Genomic DNA, 14550 nt, shown 5'->3' with positions numbered 1-14550 from the left:
GTTACCCCTCGTTGATGGTCAGCATGGACGGGTGCTCGCGCAGGCTCATGCCGCCGTCGACGGCGAGGCGCACCCCGGTGATGTGGCCCGCGGCCGGTGACAGCAGGAACGTCACCGCGGCGGCGATCTGCTCCGGGTCGGCGATGGTGCCGAGCGGGACCCGGCGCAGGAACGCGTCCTCTTTCACCGGGTCGGCGAAGACCTCGTTCATCAACGGCGTGCGCACCGGACCGGGCGCGACGACGTTGCTGCGGATGCCCCGCGGGGCGAGCTCGAGCGCGAGCGAGCGGCTCAGCGCCTCGACGCCCGCCTTCGACGCGCAGTAATGCGCGAGGCCGGAGACCGGCGCGGCGCTGTCGATCGAGGAGATGAGGACCAGCGCGCCGCCCCGCGGCATGTGCCGGATCGTCGCGCGAGCAGCGTGGAAGGCGCCGGTGAGGTTGACGTCGAGGACCAGGCGCCAGCGCTGCGGCGTGATCCGGTGAAACGGCGCGACGTGCCCGATGCCGGCGGCGTACACCAGCCCGGTGATCGGGCGGCCGGCGGCCAGCTCGTCGACGGCGGCATCGACGGCGTCGGCGTCACGGACGTCCGCGGTCGCGGACGCCGCGATCGGCGCATCGGCGGCCGGTGGGCGCAGGTCTGCCGAGACGACCTCCGCGCCGGCCTGCGCGAGCGCTTGGACGCACGCCGCGCCGATGCCCGACGACCCACCGACGACCAGGACCCGCTGTGGATCGCTCATGGTCTCCACGTCATCCGCCCTTCGAGGAGGTCGGCCAGCTCGGCCAGGGCGGCACCGCCGACGGCGCCGTCCACCGTCCGGTGGTCGAAGGTGATCGTGACGGTGAGGATCGGGACCACCGCGAGGCCGCGGCCGCGCGGGACGACGCGATCGGTCGCGCGGCCGACCGCGACGATCGCGCTCTCACCCGGGTTGAGCATCGCGGCGAAGCGATCGACGCCGAAGCCGCCGAGGTTGGAGAGCGTGATGGTCGCGCCGCTCATCTGGGTGAGCGACAGCGTGCCGTCGCGTGCGGCCGCGACCAGGCGGGCGCGCCGCGCGGCGATCTCGCTCAGGCCGATCTGGTGGACGTCGTCGACGACGGGGACGACCAGGCCGCGATCGGTCGCGACCGCCAGCCCGACGCCGAGGCCGGCGTGGCGGCGCAGCGCAGGCTCGGGATCGTCGACGAACGCGGTCGCCAGCGCGGGATGGCGGACCACCATCTCGGCAATGGCCTGCATCAACAGGTCGTTGACGCCGGGCCGGGCGCCGCCGCCGGCCGCCGCCGCGGAGGCGTCCTTCTGGGCGAGCAGATGGGCGGCGTCGACGTCGCGTTGCAGCTGGTACTGCGGGATGAGCTGGCTGGCGGTCATGCGCCGAGCGATCGCGCGGCGGGGCTTGGTGAGGGGCTCGAGGTCGCCGCCGGATGCGGGCATGCGCTGCGCGAACGGGGGCTCGGGCGTCGCGGTCGCGGTGCCGCCGGCGGCCGCCGCTTCGACGTCGCCGAGCGTGATCCGGCCACGTGGCCCGGTCCCGGCGATGGCGGTCAACTCGACCCCGAGCGCCCGCGCCGCACGGCGCGCCACCGGCGCGGCCCGCGGCAGCAGGCCGGGCGTCGTCGCTCCGCTGTCGTTCACCACCGCCAGCGCCACCGCCGTCGCGACGCCGGCAGCCCCATCGCCTACGCGCTCGTCCGCGGTGTCGGCGATCCACGCGACCACCGCACCGACCGCGACGACGTCGCCCTCTGCGACCTCGATGCCCGCGATGAACCCGCCGCGCGGCGCCTCGAGCTCGGTCGTCGCCTTGTCGGTCTCCATCTCCAGCAGCGGGTCTCCCTCGGCGACCTGCTGGCCCGGCGTGATGAGCACGGCGAGCACGGTGGCCTCGCTGACCTCGAGGCCCATCTGCGGCATGAGGACTTCGGTTGCAGACACGATTGTCAGACCGTAACATCACGGATCCGGAATTTGCAACCGTCCGATCCGTTTCAGTCTGTTCGAAAGGCCAATTCGCGTCGCCATGCCACCCACGTCCGTCACCTTCGGGGCACCAGCCGTGAGCCTCGCCGACCTTCACGCGAAGATGGCGCTGATCCGCGCGTTCGAGCTGCGCGTCTCCACGCTGTACCGCGACGGCGACATCCCCGGCTTCGTGCACACGTCGCTGGGCCAGGAGGCCATCGCCGCCGGCGTCTGCGCGGCGCTGGAGCACGACGACTACCTGACGACCACGCATCGCGGGCACGGCCACGTTCTGGCCAAGGGCGCCGACCTCGACGGCATGATGGCCGAGCTCTTCGGCCGCGCCGACGGCCTCTGCCGCGGCAAGGGCGGCTCGATGCACGTCGCTGATCCTTCCGTCGGCATCCTCGGCGCCAACGCGATCGTCGGAGCGGGCATCCCGCTCGCCGTCGGGGCGGGGCTCTCGAGCAAGCTGCTCGGGCAGGGCCGCGTCGCCGTCGCGTTCTTCGGCGAGGGCGCGGTCAACCAGGGCGCCTTCCACGAGGCGGCCAACCTCGCGGCGATCTGGAACCTCCCGGTCATCCTGTTGTGCGAGGACAACCGCTACGCCGAGTTCACCGACAGCACCAAGATGACGCGGGTCGCATCGGTGTGCGAACGGGCGGCGGCCTACGGCATCTGGGCGCGCGACGTCTACGGCAACGACGTCGCCGCCGTCCACGCGGTGACACGCGAGGCCGTCGAGCGCTGCCGCGCCGGTCAAGGACCCGCGCTGATCGAGGCCGCGACGTATCGCTGGCACGGCCACTATGAGGGCGACGACCAGCCCTACAAGCCCGGCGCCGAGGCCGACGAGTGGCGCACCGAGCGCGACCCGCTCGTCCTCGCGGAGGCCGTGCTCGTCGCCGACGGCATCGTGACCGAGGCCGAGCTGGCCGCGGTGCGCACCAAGGCGACCGAGCGCGTCGACCGCGCCGTCGTCGCCGCGCGCGCCGCCGCCGTCCCCGCCGAGCAGGAGGCCTTCCAGCATGTCTTCGTCGACTGACGCTCCCCCGCTGCGCTACTCCGGCGCGATCAACCAGGGCATCGCCGACGCGATGGAGGCCGACGACCGGGTCGTGCTGATCGGCATCGACGTCGGGGCAGGCGGCGGGATCTTCACGGTCACCCGCGGCCTGCACGAGCGCTTCGGCTCGGCCCGCGTGCTGGACACGCCGATCAGCGAGATGGGGTTCGTCGGCGCCGCGGTCGGCGCCGCGATGACCGGCCTGAGGCCGATCGTCGAGATCATGTTCATGGACTTCATCGGGGTCTGCCTCGACGCCGTCATGAACCAGGCGGCCAAGTTGCACTACATGAGCTCCGGCGCGCTCGAGATCCCGATCGTCTTCCGTACGCAGACCGGCGCGGGGCGCGCGGCCGGCGCACAGCACTCCCAGAGCCTGGAGGCCATGCTCGCCCATATTCCGGGCCTGAAGGTCGTCCTGCCCGCCACCGTCACCGACGCGCACGACCTGCTCGTCGCCGCGGTCGAGGATCCCAACCCCGTGGTCTACGTCGAGAACCGCAGGTTGTACGCCATGAAGGGAGAGCCGGACGTCGACCCGCTTGCCCTGGGGAAGGCCCGGGTCGCGCGCGCCGGCGACGACGTCACCCTCGTCACCTGGGGGCAGATGGTCCGCGAGTCGCTCACCGCGGCCGACCAGGCGAGCGTCTCCCTCGAGATCATCGATCTGCGCTCGCTGGTCCCGCTGGACCTCGACACCGTGCTGCGCTCGGCGGAGCGCACCGGCCGCGTGCTCGTCGTCCACGAGGCGGTGCAGGACTTCGGCGCCGGTGCCGAGATCGCCGCGCGCGTCGGCGAGGAGCTGTTCGACGTGCTGCGCGTGCCGGTCAAGCGCCTGGGCGCCCCGTCGGTCCCGATGCCGTTCAGCCCGGACCTGGAGCGGGCGATCATGCCGCAGGTCGGCGCGATCACGTCGGCCTGCGAGCAACTGGTTCGCGAGGGCTGAGCCCTATATTCGCCGCAGTGTCCGCCACGCCCGACAGCCCCGCCGCCGGTGGTCGCGCCTACGAGCAGCTGGCGGCGTCGATCCGCTCCCGGATCCTGTCCGGCGAGCTGGAGGAGGGCCGGCGCATCGCGTCCGAGGCGGCGCTGGCCGAGGAGTCCGGCTTCAGCCGCTCGACGGTGCGCGAGGCGCTGCGCCTCCTGCAGGAGTCCGGGTTTCTCGAGCGCGCGAGCCCCAAGATCCTGGTGGTCCGCCGGCACACGGAGGCGCCGGTCGCGCGCGCGGTGAGCCACGCGCTGCGCCGCCGGACCGTAACGTTCTCGGCGCTGCACGAGGCGCTGCTGCTGCTCGAGCCCGCGCTGGCCCGCATGGCCGCGCAGCGCCGCGAGCAGGACGATCTCGACGAGCTGCGGCGCATCCTCGACGCCCAGCACGCCCATTCGCGGGACTTCGCGACCTGGTGCCGACTCGACGAGGACTTCCACGTGGCGATCGCCGAGGCCAGTGCCAACGCGCCGCTCGTGCTCGCCCGCGCCACGCTGGGGTTGGTGCTCGTGCCGACCGTCGCGCAGTTCGTCGACAACGAGCGGGCGACGCAGGCCGCGACCGAGTTCCACGAGCGGTTGTTCACGCACATCTCCGAGGGAGACGCCGAACTGGCCGAGGTGATCGCCCGCCGGCACGTCGAGGACTTCCACCACGCGTGGGAGCGCTCCGGCCTCGGCTACCACCGCGACATAAGCGAGCTGATCGACGCGGCGACGGCGCGACTGGAGCTGGAGCCGGAGGACTGAGGGTCGCGGCGGCGTCAGTCGGCCGAGAGGATGTGCACGGCCATCGCGGCCGAGTCGCCTTCGAGCCAGCCGCCGCCGTTCTGGGTCAACGCGACGCGCGCGCCCTCGACTTGGCGCTCCCCGGCCTCGCCCCGCAGCTGCCAGGTCGCCTCGCAGAGCTGCGCGATCCCCGTCGCGCCGATCGGATGGCCCTTGCTGAGCAGGCCGCCGCTGGTGTTGACCGGCAGATCGCCGTCGAGCAGCGTCCGCCCCGAGTCCACCAGGTCGGGCGCACCGCCCGGTGGCGCCAGCGCGATCTGCTCGTAGACGATCATCTCGGCCGGCGCGCTGGCGTCGTGCACTTCGACGCAATCGAGGTCGTCCGGGCCGAGGCCGGAGATGTTATAGGCCATCTGAGCGGCGCGCCCCGCCGATCCGGCCAGCGGGTCGGACTTGTCGTGGATGTTGCCCGAGACGACGACGGACGCGCGAACCCGCGGCCCGCGGCGCCCGAGTCGCTCCATCGCCGCTGTGGAGGCGAGGACGATCGCGGCGGCGCCGTCGGAGATCGGCGAGCACATCAACAACGTCAGCGGCTCGACCACGGTCCGGCTGGCGAGCACGTCGGCGACGCTCAGCTCTGCGCCGTACTGCGCCCGCGCGTTGCGCGCGCCGTTGTGCTGGTTCTTGACGACGATGCTCGCGAAGTGCTCGACCGTCGCGCCCGAAGTCGCCATGTAGTCGCGGGCCATGTCGGCGTAGATGTCCATGAAGAACGAGCGCTCGCCCGCGGGCTCCGCCGTCCCCATCTCCGCCGCGAGCTCGGCCATCATCTCGACGTCGACCGCCGTGCCGATCGCCTTCATGCCGACGGCCTTGTCGGCGTGGGTGAGCTTCTCGGCGCCGACGCACAGCACGACGTCGTGCACGCCGTTTGCGACCGCCTGCCACCCGAGGTGCGCCGCGCTCGACGCCGAGGCGCAAGCGTTCTCGATGTTGAAGATCGGGATGCCTTCGATGCCGATGCCACGCAGCATCACCTGGCCGCGGATCATCTCCTGGCCGGTGACCAGGCCGGCCGCCGCGTTGCCGACGTAGGCCGCGGGCACGTCGGCGGGCTGCAGCCCGGCATCGCCCAGCGCCTGGATCACGGCCTCCTGGGCAAGATCGCGCAAGGTCCGATCGGTCTTGGCGAACCGGGTCATGCCTGCTCCGACGATGTGGACATCCGTCACCACGCCCATCTCACCGGGCGGGCTCCACGAGCGCCAGCCGCGCCACTCCGCGTGCCTGTCAGAACTCCAGGCCCGGATCAATCCATGCGCTGGCCACCGTCGACGTTCAGCGTCTGGCCGGTGATCCAGCTCGCGGCGTCGGACGCCAGGAAGACGACGGCGTTGCCGAGATCCTCCGGCCGGCCCTGCCGGGCGAGCGGGAGCGACCGCACGCGCGCCGCCTTTGCCGTGCCCGGCACGCTCCCCGCGACCTGATCGCGCCGCGCGAACGTGCCGTCCATCATGTCCGTGTCGGTCGACCCGGGGCAGATGCAGTTGACCCGAACGGCCGGCGCGAGCTCGAGCGCGAGCTGCTGGGTCAGCCCGACCACCGCGAACTTGCTCGCGCAATAGGCGCCCATCCGCGGCTGCCCCGCCCGCCCGGCGACGGACGAGATGTTGACGATGCTGCCCGAGCCGGCCCGGACCATGCCGCCGGCGAACGCCTTGGTCACGAGGTACACGGCGTTGAGGTTCACGTCGACGGTTCTGTACCAGAGCTCGTCGTCGAGGTCGATGATCGCCGCGTCCCCCGCCCCGCCAGGCACGGCCGCGTTGTTGACCAGGACGTCGACGGTCCCGAGCCGCCCCTCGACCTCGAGGGCAATCCGCTGGACCGTCTCACGGTCGGTCAGGTCCCCTTCGACGGCCATCGCACGACGACCGAGAGCGGTGACCTCGTCGGCGACGGAGCGGGCGCCCTGCCAGTCGATCGCCCGCTCGGCCGCCGGCTGGCCGGACGGCGCGCGCGGCAGGCCGTGGACGACGACATCAGCGCCGGCCCGCGCGAGCTCGAGCGCGATGCCGCGCCCGATCCCACGACGGCGGGCCGCGCCGGTGACCAGCGCGACCTTGCCGTCCAGGCTCGCCGTGGCAGGCGTGTGCTCCACCACCTAGATGAATTTCAACTTGGAGGCGTCGAACGTCGAGATCTCGCTGGCGATCCGGCGCCCGTCGAAGACGTAGCCGTCGGTGGAGAAGTAGGGCGCGGCCAGGAACGGCGCCGTGACCTTGAACTTGACGAAGACCGTCGTGCCGCGCTTGAACTGGTCGACGGGCTCGGCCTTCAGCCCGCAGAGCCCGCCTTCGCTGCGCGGCTTGACGAATCCCGCGTAGAGCTCCTGCAGGGCGGAGCGGCCGCTGACGACGACGCCGTCGGGGAAGAAGAGCTTGGCGTCGTCGGTGTATCCGGCTACGAGCGCATCGGCGTCGCACGCGGCGAGCGCCGCGATGTGCTTTGCGACCGCTTGTTGCACCGCACCCCCGCCATACCCATCGTGGCCAGCCTTCGAGTGTCCGCCGGCGCCGACCGCGATGGCGGTCGGCACGCTGAGCACTGCCACGAGCGACGCGAGCAGCGTCGGCCTGGTCCATCTCATCATCGTCTCCTCCTGCCGTTGAGATCGTGGAGCCCCACGGTCGCCAACGCGCTCCCGACGCGGCAAGCCCTCCACCTCGGCGGCATGTGGGAATCACGAATTCGGCATCTCCGTTCACATTGCCGCAGGGCGTTCCGACGTCCGTGCAGCGACACTCGGAGCTTCCGTCACCGGGTTCTGCCTGGAAGCGGCGCAGTACTAACGCGAAAGGCCCCCAAAAAGCGGGCCTTTCCGCTTCGTCCGGGAGGCAGAATTCGAACCCTGCGACCGCCCGGCCCCCAGCCAGGCCAAGGGGGTATCGCTGAGGTGTATCCCCTTTGTTTGCAAGGGTTCGTGGTCTGCTGGTACCTGTGAGTTGCGCTCAATTTGGACCGGGAATTGGACCGGGTCTGCATCCGGCTACCGTCCAAACGATGTCGCGCCAGCGAGTTCCTCCGCCGCCTCTCGACACCCACCCGGATCCGGAACACGCCGCCAATTGGCGGCCGGATCCGTCCAGGACACCACAGGAGTGGCTGGTCGAGGGGCTGCTGGAGGAAGACCACGACGCGCCGTACCGGTTGGTACGTGTCTACGGGCAGCCCTTCGCACCACGAGAGCTTCCCTTGAACTATGAGTTAGGACCGCTCAGATGCTGCTACGCCAACGCTTTCGCGCTCGCTTCCGAGCACTCCGATTTACGCTACGTAGAGGGTTACTGCACCACATGGGGTTCAGACACTTGGAAGAACCGCCACGGATGGTGCATCGACGAAGATGACCAAGTCGTCGACCCGACATGGGGAACAGGCCGGCTGCCACTGGCCTACCGCGGCATCGTCCTGCCGTTGGACATCGCTGAGCCGCACGCGAAGCCGTTTTCGCACGGCACGATCGACGGCGGCATGATGACCGATATCCCGACGCTTGCAAGACTGCTCGGATTCCCGTGGCCCCCGACGCCGGAGCACAGTCGGTGAAGTCACACGGTTGCATGCCAGAGTCGCTCGCGCCGTCCGTCCGAGCGCCCGCCGAGTCAGCTGATCGGTGACCGCCCTGGATCGTCTGTCGCTGTCGTCAGTACTTGGATGCGGGCCGCCTCCAGAGCCGCGCGCGCTGCTTCACTCGGCATCTGTGATCGCGTGTAGATGACGCGGCGGATTGCGCTCGCCGGTACACCCTCGTGCAGCTGCACCTCGGCGTAGCCGGCGTCGCAGAGGTCGCCAAGGACTGACGCCGCCAACGCGTTGTTCTTGTGCAGAGCAACGGCGCGAATGTCCGGTGCGACCACTGGAATGGGAACAAAGGTAGGGCCTGCCAGGGTCGCGTCAACCGAGTCGCCGAGCGTGAAGGTCGCGTGTTCGACACACAAGACGTGGAGCCCGAGAACGACTGGGCCCCAACGCGTGAGCGGGTCGCGCTCGTGGCTGCCTTCGAGGTAGGCGTAGACCGGACGTACCGTCGGTGAAGCGGACCGCGGGATACTGAAGATCCGCTCTTCGGCGTGCAGGCGATTGGCCGTATCGGACATGGCGCTTCCCGTTGAACCGACCTCGGCCCACGACTTGAAGCGTCCGTCCCTGAGAATGCCGAGCAGCGCCGCCTCCGAAACACGGACGCGGATCTCCGCGCCGGGAACCCACTCCTGCAGCTTCATTTCGATGGCAGCGATGTACGCGTCCTCGGACATGCCAGCCTCTTTGGCGCGAATGCCGATCTTGAAGCTGCGCGACTCGTAGTCGTGGACCCACGCCGCGTTCACGTAGTCGGGCATGTGCTTTCGACGCTCGGAGTCCAGTGGCGGTGGTCTGTTTCGTCTTGCACTGCGATTACCGGACGCCGCGAGGCACTGGAAGAGCGTCGAGCAGCGCTTCTGCGCGCGTCTCGCAGCGCGCCGGCTCATCGGCGAGTGCGCTCCGCAACATGCGGCCAAGTGCCCAGTACAGACCCGGAACGTTCAACATGAGCTTGCGGCCCTCAAGACGAACCGGCGTTCCCGCCAGCGGATATTGAGCGTACGTCTCCAGGTCGACGACGTCGGCGGAGGTCAGCGGCGGGTCGGGCTTGACGAGGAAGACCTGACGGCGATTCTTCTTGGCCTCCGCATCGGTAACGCCGAGGTTGTGGACCAGCAGATTTCGCGTCTCGTAGAGGGTTCGGGCGATCGTGCGGATGTCAGGCTCGCCGGCCGCTCGCGGGTAGTAGGCGCGAACGAAGCCGAGAAACCGCCGTTTGGAAAGGATCATGCAACGTTGCTTCTCTTCGCGCGAGATCGTCTGCGCCCACCGGTTCTGCAGAAACCAGATCGAAAGGCCGCTGATCTGGCCTAGGATGGCTGCTGTCGCGGTCAGGTTCACTCCGACGTTTGGCGCGATGTCATCGTTAGGCAGTCGTAGCAGCGCTCGCAGGTCGGCGAACTGCATGTCCACCTGCTCGGCGAGGAGCCGCTGGACCGCAGGCAGGTTCTGTGCCTCGGCAAAGGCCGAGGGGAGTTCGCCTTTACTGAACGGGTCGGCGACTGCGCGGGCTGGTGCTGGTGGCAGCTCTCGATGCTCGTTTAGCACCAGCAACGCGGGATCCTCGGCAGCCTCGTCCTCGCGATCGCAAGCACCGTGATTGTCGATGAACAACGCGAGGTTCTGACCGCCGGGCCTGCGTGCCGACGCGAACAGAACGCCATCAAGCCGGCGGCTGTCGCCAGGGTCGAATCGTGTGCGAAGCCACTCCGTGACGACCTGCGTCGGCACGTACTCGATGTGCACACGATCGTCCCGCTCGAATGGCTGTGAGACCGACTCGCTGAACTGGCGCAAGAAATTGAATGCGGGCCGGTGCTCACGTGCCACGGGATCGAACAGGCTGGGAACGGATGGCGGACTTGCTAGGTCGACTACGACAGCAGGCCTGCGGAGAGCGAATGTTCCGTGCGTGAACGCCGGCGACGAGGGATTGGCGTGGCGGGCCTCATCGTCGGCGGTTTCGAAGTCGAGGGCACCGTAGAACAGTGGCACCCCGGCGGGAGCCATTCTCCCGGACGCACGTAGGAACTCCTGCGGAGCTACGCCCAGCGATGCGGCATCGGTCGGGTACTGGTTGCGGTCATGAGCACGGACCCGATGCACGGGAGTTTCACGGGACAACGTCCGCACGAGGCCGGCCTCCTGCAGCGCATCTCCGATCGCCACCAACATCTCGCCAGGTGCAACGTAGTCCGGGTCGTCGTCGAGGGCGTCCGGTCGGTCGTCGGCGAAGAAGTATCGGCGCCGGTGCTTGACGATCTCTCCGAACTGACGCCAGCCGAAGACGAGCCGTTCGTCCGGACGCAACCGGTAAAAGTCGCGTTGTACCCACGCGTGCTCTGGGAGAGCTCGGACGACGTCAGCGATGAGGTCGCCGTGGTTTAGCGGGCCGAGGTCCGTGATTAGGTCCCACGAGTCATACGTCTCGCCCACGTAGTCGCCTTCGTCCCACGCAACACCTTCGTCATCTGCGCCACGCCATTCGAAAGGAATGCTGGTCGCGATGCGCTCGATCAGCACGTCGATGTCAATCGCGAACGGCGCGTCGGCCTCACGATCACAGTACGAGCAACAGGTGGCATCGGCCGCGTCGCCGACGAGGCGCACGAGGGCTTCGTCTTCGAGGTGTCGATCACAGACGGTCTTCGCGCCTCCGCTGCGCCAGCCGCGCTCTTCCTCTTCCTCAAGCTGACGCTTGGCAAAGCCCATCGGGCGATCTTCGCCTGCTAGTCAAGCGTGCGTTAGCGGTCGCGCGCCTGAGGACCGTGACGGACAGACGTGCCGTCTGCCTGCCGCGTCTGCGGCATGACGGCGTCAGCCTGGGATCGATGAGCTCGTCGCGCAGTTGCCCAGTACCACCATCGTTGCCGCTGAAGTCCACCATGCCGCCTCACCCTCCGACGTCTCCGCGTCGGTAGTGGCCGGTCGGGCTCACGCCGCCAAAGGGCCGGAACCACGCCTCGAGTCGCTGGTCGACCTTGCCCATCTGCTGGCTGACGGGGTCATGTCCGGCGAGGGCGGCGTCGGCTGGCTCGGACATCTCGAAGAGATCGAGGACGTCGTCATCTTCGAAGAGCTCGAAGAGTCCTCTGAGCTCGTCTTTGGCGTGTTCCGCCTCGTCGGCGCGCAGGAGACCGCTGACCTCGTGAGCATCGAGCTCGGCGCTCGCGATCGTCAGCAACTCGACCGCGACGATCTCCTCGGCCAGGCAACCGGCCGCTTCTTGCAGACCAAGTCGACACGTCAGCGCCACCGTGGCGACGAACAAGTCGATGGCCAACGACTCATCCAGCGCATGGGCGAAGGCGGGCGGCACGAGCCGGTGGGCTACCGACGTCGCTTGCCCGTTGGTGACCGCCTCGCGGAACTCGTCGGTGAGCTCAGTGGCCGCGCTCGTCAACGCGGCTCGCGCGTGGAGATCGTCGATGACCGCCGGCAGGTAGAAGAGGACGTCGTCGCCGACGTTCCCTCGCACTGCCAAGTACTGATGACCGGCGTGCAGGAGCAGAGGGACATGCCCCTGCTCCTTGTCTCCGAGATGGATCAACCCCGCGGCGTCGAGCCAGCGCAGGTCCTCGGCGACCGCGTCCGGGTTACGGCCAAGCTCGGTAGCGATCGCCAAAGGGTCGAGCGCTTCCCCAGCGGCTGCCGACATCGCGACAGCGCGAAGCACGGGTGCGATCGTGGCGAACTCCATCGTTGAATGTTCGCAGCAAGTCGCCGCTCCACCGAGCCTTTCGATCGCGGATGCGCAACCGCGAACGGTCACGCGTCAGGCGAGCAGTTCGTGCAGCACGCGAAGCAGTTGCGGCAGGTCGCGACGGACGGTGTCTTCGATGATCTGCTTCTGGATGCGGAAGTACTCGTGGGCGATGATGTCGCGCAGCCCGGCAATATCGCGCCAGCGGATGTCCGGCGCAGCCTCAAGCCGCTCGGCGCTGATGTGTTTGGCTGCCTCGCCGATGACGATCAGCCGAAACAGGACCGCGTCCAGCACGATGGGGCCGTCGATCGACGGCTCCTCAAGGCTGCCACCGACGTAGTCGCGGATCGCCTCGAGCGCCTCGACGATGTCGAACAGGCGCTCGCGGTCCTCGCGGCTCATACCGGCACCGCGTCCCGTTGGGCCTCGACACGCACGGCGTCTCGCAGGGTGTCGAACGTGGCCACGTCGACCTTCAGGCCCAGCAGCGCGCTGGCCTCGCGTCGCAGCGCGACGAGGTCAAGCAGCGTCCGCCCCGGCTCCAGATCCACCAGGAGGTCGACGTCGCTGTCCGGGCCGGCGTCGCCGCGGGCGGTCGATCCGAAGACGCGTACGTTGCGCGCCCCGTAGCGGCCCGCAAGCTCCAGCAGTGCGCGGCGATGGCGCCGCACGACCGACCCGTTGACCCCGATCAGACGCGCGGTCGGCACCGCGTGCAACTCCAGCCGCTGGCCGCAGGCGGCCAGCAGCCGCTCAAGCGTCCTCAGCGACGGTTGCGCCGCCCCGGTCTCGTAGCGCGCGATGGCCGACTGCGACGTACCTGCCGCCTCGGCCAACGCGGCCTGCGACAGACCTGCGCGCATGCGCGCGTCGCGAAGGAGGACCATGGCGTCCATGCCCGTCATCATACCTGATCGAGTATCGCGCTCAGGAGACCGCACCATCAGGCCGCTCAGGCCCAAGGTCCCCGCGGTCAGTCCCGGTCTCGGCGCTGCTCGTCCAACGCCCTTGCCGCCGTCACCGGTCGCCGCTCGAGCTTGAGCGGCGGATGCGCGGCCAGGACCTCCGACAGACACCGGCGAGCCGGGATCAGCGTGCCGCATTCGATCAGTGCCGCCACGCCGGCCGGGTACCTCGGCGGGTGATCTCCGCTCGAATGGGCCATCGCTCCCGACACTACCGTCGCGTCGACCTTCGCGGCTATCCGTCGTCATCCTCGGCGAACGCCTGGTTGACCATGTCGACCTCGTGCTCAGACGGCGCGTAGTGCGCGTAGATCTGGGTGGTCTTGGAGTCGGCGTGGCCCAGGAACTCCTGGATCGAGCGCAGCGGCTGCCCCGAGGCCGCCAACCGCGTCGCGAACGTGTGGCGCAAGTTCTTGAACGGGATCACCCGCACCCCCGCGTCGCTGCACGCCTGCTTGAACCGGCGGCTCACCTTCGTGCGGTCCACCGGCCGGCCCGTCTCCGGATGGGCGAAGACGAGATCATCGGCCGTCGCGTAGTTCGAGCGCTGCCGCCAGGCGCGCAGAGCGTCTGCGACCAGATCGGCCATCGGAACCGAGCGTCGCGTCGACAGGTCCGACTTGCCCTCCCCCGAGTGCTCACCGCGCACGAAGGTGTTGCGCACGCGAATGCGCTGCGCCTCCCAGTCCACATCGCGCCACCGTAGCCCCAGCAGCTCTGACTGGCGCAACCCCGTCAACGCCGCCACCAGGATGACCACCCGGAGCACCGGCCCCAGTACGTCCGGCGGAATCGGCGGCGCCGGCCCACGACGGCCGCGACGCGTCGGCGCCGGCTGGCGATGCACCACCTCGTCGGGGATGGCTGCGAGGACGCTCTTGAGCTCGGCCACCGTCAAGAACTGAAGGTCCGGGTTGGCGTCGCCGGCGCGGCGGCGCTTGGGACGCGTCGCGCGCCGCACCGGGTTCTCCACTGCCCACCCCTTGTCGATCGCGTGCTCGAAGACTGAGTGCAGAAAGGTAATGACATTGCGAACCGACTTCGGCGCCAGCCCCGTCTCCAGCATGTCGACCGCAACCGCTTCAACTTGCGACCGCGTCACCCGGTCGACAGGCGTCGACCCGATGCGCGGCGAGATGTGCACCCGCTGCATCGACTCCGTGCCCTGCAGATACGAGGTCCGGCAGCCCTCGATCTTCAACTTCCCCCGCAGCGAGTCGGTCGCGTCGTCGACCGTCCGACGCTCGTCGCTGGAGGGCCGCGGCCGGGCCTCCTCCTCCTGCTGCATCCGCCGGAAGCGCCGCTCGGCCTCGCTGCGCGTCAAGCCCTCCGCGGAGCCCTTCTCGCGCGCTTTGCCGATCTTGCGGTTCAGCTTGCGGCCGTCCAGCGTGCGCCAGCGGCCGTAGTAGGAGCCGAACTCCATGTACAGCTGTCCCGTGCCGTAGTCGCGCTTACCCATGACCCAAAGAGGCGCCAGC

Annotated in this window: 16 protein-coding genes; 4 read left to right on the top strand and 12 right to left on the bottom strand. The window is 69.4% G+C overall.

Annotated features, from left to right (window positions below):
- Position 1 precedes the first annotated feature (1 nt).
- Together VK501_RS08475 and VK501_RS08470 are read right to left on the bottom strand one after the other, a co-directional pair.
- Positions 2-745, bottom strand: a complete 744-nt coding sequence (locus tag VK501_RS08475) for an SDR family NAD(P)-dependent oxidoreductase (RefSeq protein WP_324336602.1) — start codon at positions 743-745, stop codon at positions 2-4.
- A complete protein-coding gene (locus VK501_RS08470; RefSeq protein WP_324336600.1) occupies positions 742-1944 on the bottom strand; it encodes a dihydrolipoamide acetyltransferase family protein in 1203 nt (400 codons plus the stop codon). Before VK501_RS08470 ends, VK501_RS08475 begins: the two co-directional genes overlap by 4 nt.
- Before the next feature lie 85 nt (positions 1945-2029).
- On the opposite strand from VK501_RS08470, the gene VK501_RS08465 reads away from it, so the two are divergent.
- Genes VK501_RS08465 through VK501_RS08455 form a run of 3 tightly spaced genes read left to right on the top strand, consistent with a single transcriptional unit; the run spans position 2030 to position 4774 of the window.
- Positions 2030-3016 carry a thiamine pyrophosphate-dependent dehydrogenase E1 component subunit alpha gene (locus tag VK501_RS08465; protein WP_324336598.1) on the top strand — a complete coding sequence of 329 codons (987 nt, stop codon included), beginning with the start codon at positions 2030-2032 and terminating at the stop codon, positions 3014-3016.
- Entirely contained in the window at positions 3000-3983 is a 984-nt protein-coding gene (locus VK501_RS08460) for an alpha-ketoacid dehydrogenase subunit beta (protein WP_324336595.1), read from the top strand. Before VK501_RS08465 ends, VK501_RS08460 begins: the two co-directional genes overlap by 17 nt.
- Positions 3984-4000: 17 nt before the next feature.
- Positions 4001-4774, top strand: coding sequence for a FadR/GntR family transcriptional regulator (locus VK501_RS08455; protein ID WP_324336593.1), 774 nt, complete (start codon positions 4001-4003; stop codon positions 4772-4774).
- A gap of 14 nt (positions 4775-4788) precedes the next feature.
- Here VK501_RS08455 and VK501_RS08450 read toward each other — a convergent pair whose 3' ends face one another.
- The 3 genes from VK501_RS08450 to VK501_RS08440 form a co-directional block, all read right to left on the bottom strand.
- The gene (locus VK501_RS08450; RefSeq protein WP_324336591.1) at positions 4789-5997 is read right to left on the bottom strand and encodes a thiolase family protein; all 1209 of its coding nucleotides are present in this window, start codon (positions 5995-5997) and stop codon (positions 4789-4791) included.
- A 68-nt stretch (positions 5998-6065) separates the two neighbouring features.
- The gene (locus tag VK501_RS08445) at positions 6066-6917 is read right to left on the bottom strand and encodes a 3-oxoacyl-ACP reductase family protein (RefSeq protein ID WP_324336590.1); all 852 of its coding nucleotides are present in this window, start codon (positions 6915-6917) and stop codon (positions 6066-6068) included.
- Between the two features lie 3 nt (positions 6918-6920).
- The gene (locus VK501_RS08440; protein WP_324336588.1) at positions 6921-7406 is read right to left on the bottom strand and encodes a nuclear transport factor 2 family protein; all 486 of its coding nucleotides are present in this window, start codon (positions 7404-7406) and stop codon (positions 6921-6923) included.
- Positions 7407-7819: 413 nt separating this feature from the next.
- Here VK501_RS08440 and VK501_RS08435 point away from each other — a divergent pair, with 413 nt between their 5' ends.
- On the top strand, positions 7820-8365 hold the full coding sequence (locus VK501_RS08435) for a hypothetical protein (protein ID WP_324336587.1): 546 nt from the start codon (positions 7820-7822) through the stop codon (positions 8363-8365).
- Between the two features lie 56 nt (positions 8366-8421).
- Here the strand turns inward: VK501_RS08435 and VK501_RS08430 are convergent, their stop codons facing one another.
- From VK501_RS08430 to VK501_RS08400, 7 genes are all read right to left on the bottom strand, one after another.
- Positions 8422-9159: a hypothetical protein gene (locus tag VK501_RS08430; protein WP_324336584.1), complete on the bottom strand. Its 738-nt coding sequence runs from the start codon at positions 9157-9159 to the stop codon at positions 8422-8424.
- Positions 9160-9214: 55 nt separating this feature from the next.
- Complete coding sequence (locus tag VK501_RS08425; protein WP_324336582.1) at positions 9215-11113, bottom strand: HEPN-associated N-terminal domain-containing protein; 1899 nt, start codon at positions 11111-11113, stop codon at positions 9215-9217.
- A 181-nt stretch (positions 11114-11294) separates the two neighbouring features.
- Positions 11295-12101, bottom strand: coding sequence for a hypothetical protein (locus VK501_RS08420; protein ID WP_324336580.1), 807 nt, complete (start codon positions 12099-12101; stop codon positions 11295-11297).
- A 75-nt stretch (positions 12102-12176) separates the two neighbouring features.
- Positions 12177-12509, bottom strand: a complete 333-nt coding sequence (locus VK501_RS08415) for a DUF86 domain-containing protein (protein WP_324336578.1) — start codon at positions 12507-12509, stop codon at positions 12177-12179.
- The gene (locus VK501_RS08410) at positions 12506-13069 is read right to left on the bottom strand and encodes a nucleotidyltransferase domain-containing protein (RefSeq protein ID WP_324336576.1); all 564 of its coding nucleotides are present in this window, start codon (positions 13067-13069) and stop codon (positions 12506-12508) included. The genes VK501_RS08415 and VK501_RS08410 overlap by 4 nt, the downstream gene beginning before the upstream one ends.
- A gap of 11 nt (positions 13070-13080) precedes the next feature.
- Positions 13081-13227 (bottom strand): hypothetical protein, encoded by a 147-nt coding sequence (locus VK501_RS08405; RefSeq protein ID WP_324336575.1) that lies wholly within the window; start codon positions 13225-13227, stop codon positions 13081-13083.
- An 80-nt stretch (positions 13228-13307) separates the two neighbouring features.
- The gene (locus tag VK501_RS08400) at positions 13308-14531 is read right to left on the bottom strand and encodes a site-specific integrase (RefSeq protein WP_324336573.1); all 1224 of its coding nucleotides are present in this window, start codon (positions 14529-14531) and stop codon (positions 13308-13310) included.
- Between the last annotated feature and the right edge of the window lie 19 nt (positions 14532-14550).

The organism is Baekduia sp. (assembly GCF_035318805.1).
Lineage (GTDB): Bacteria > Actinomycetota > Thermoleophilia > Solirubrobacterales > Solirubrobacteraceae > Baekduia.
The sequence above is the reverse complement of the archived record's forward strand: the minus strand, read 5'-3'. Positions and strand labels throughout refer to the sequence as shown.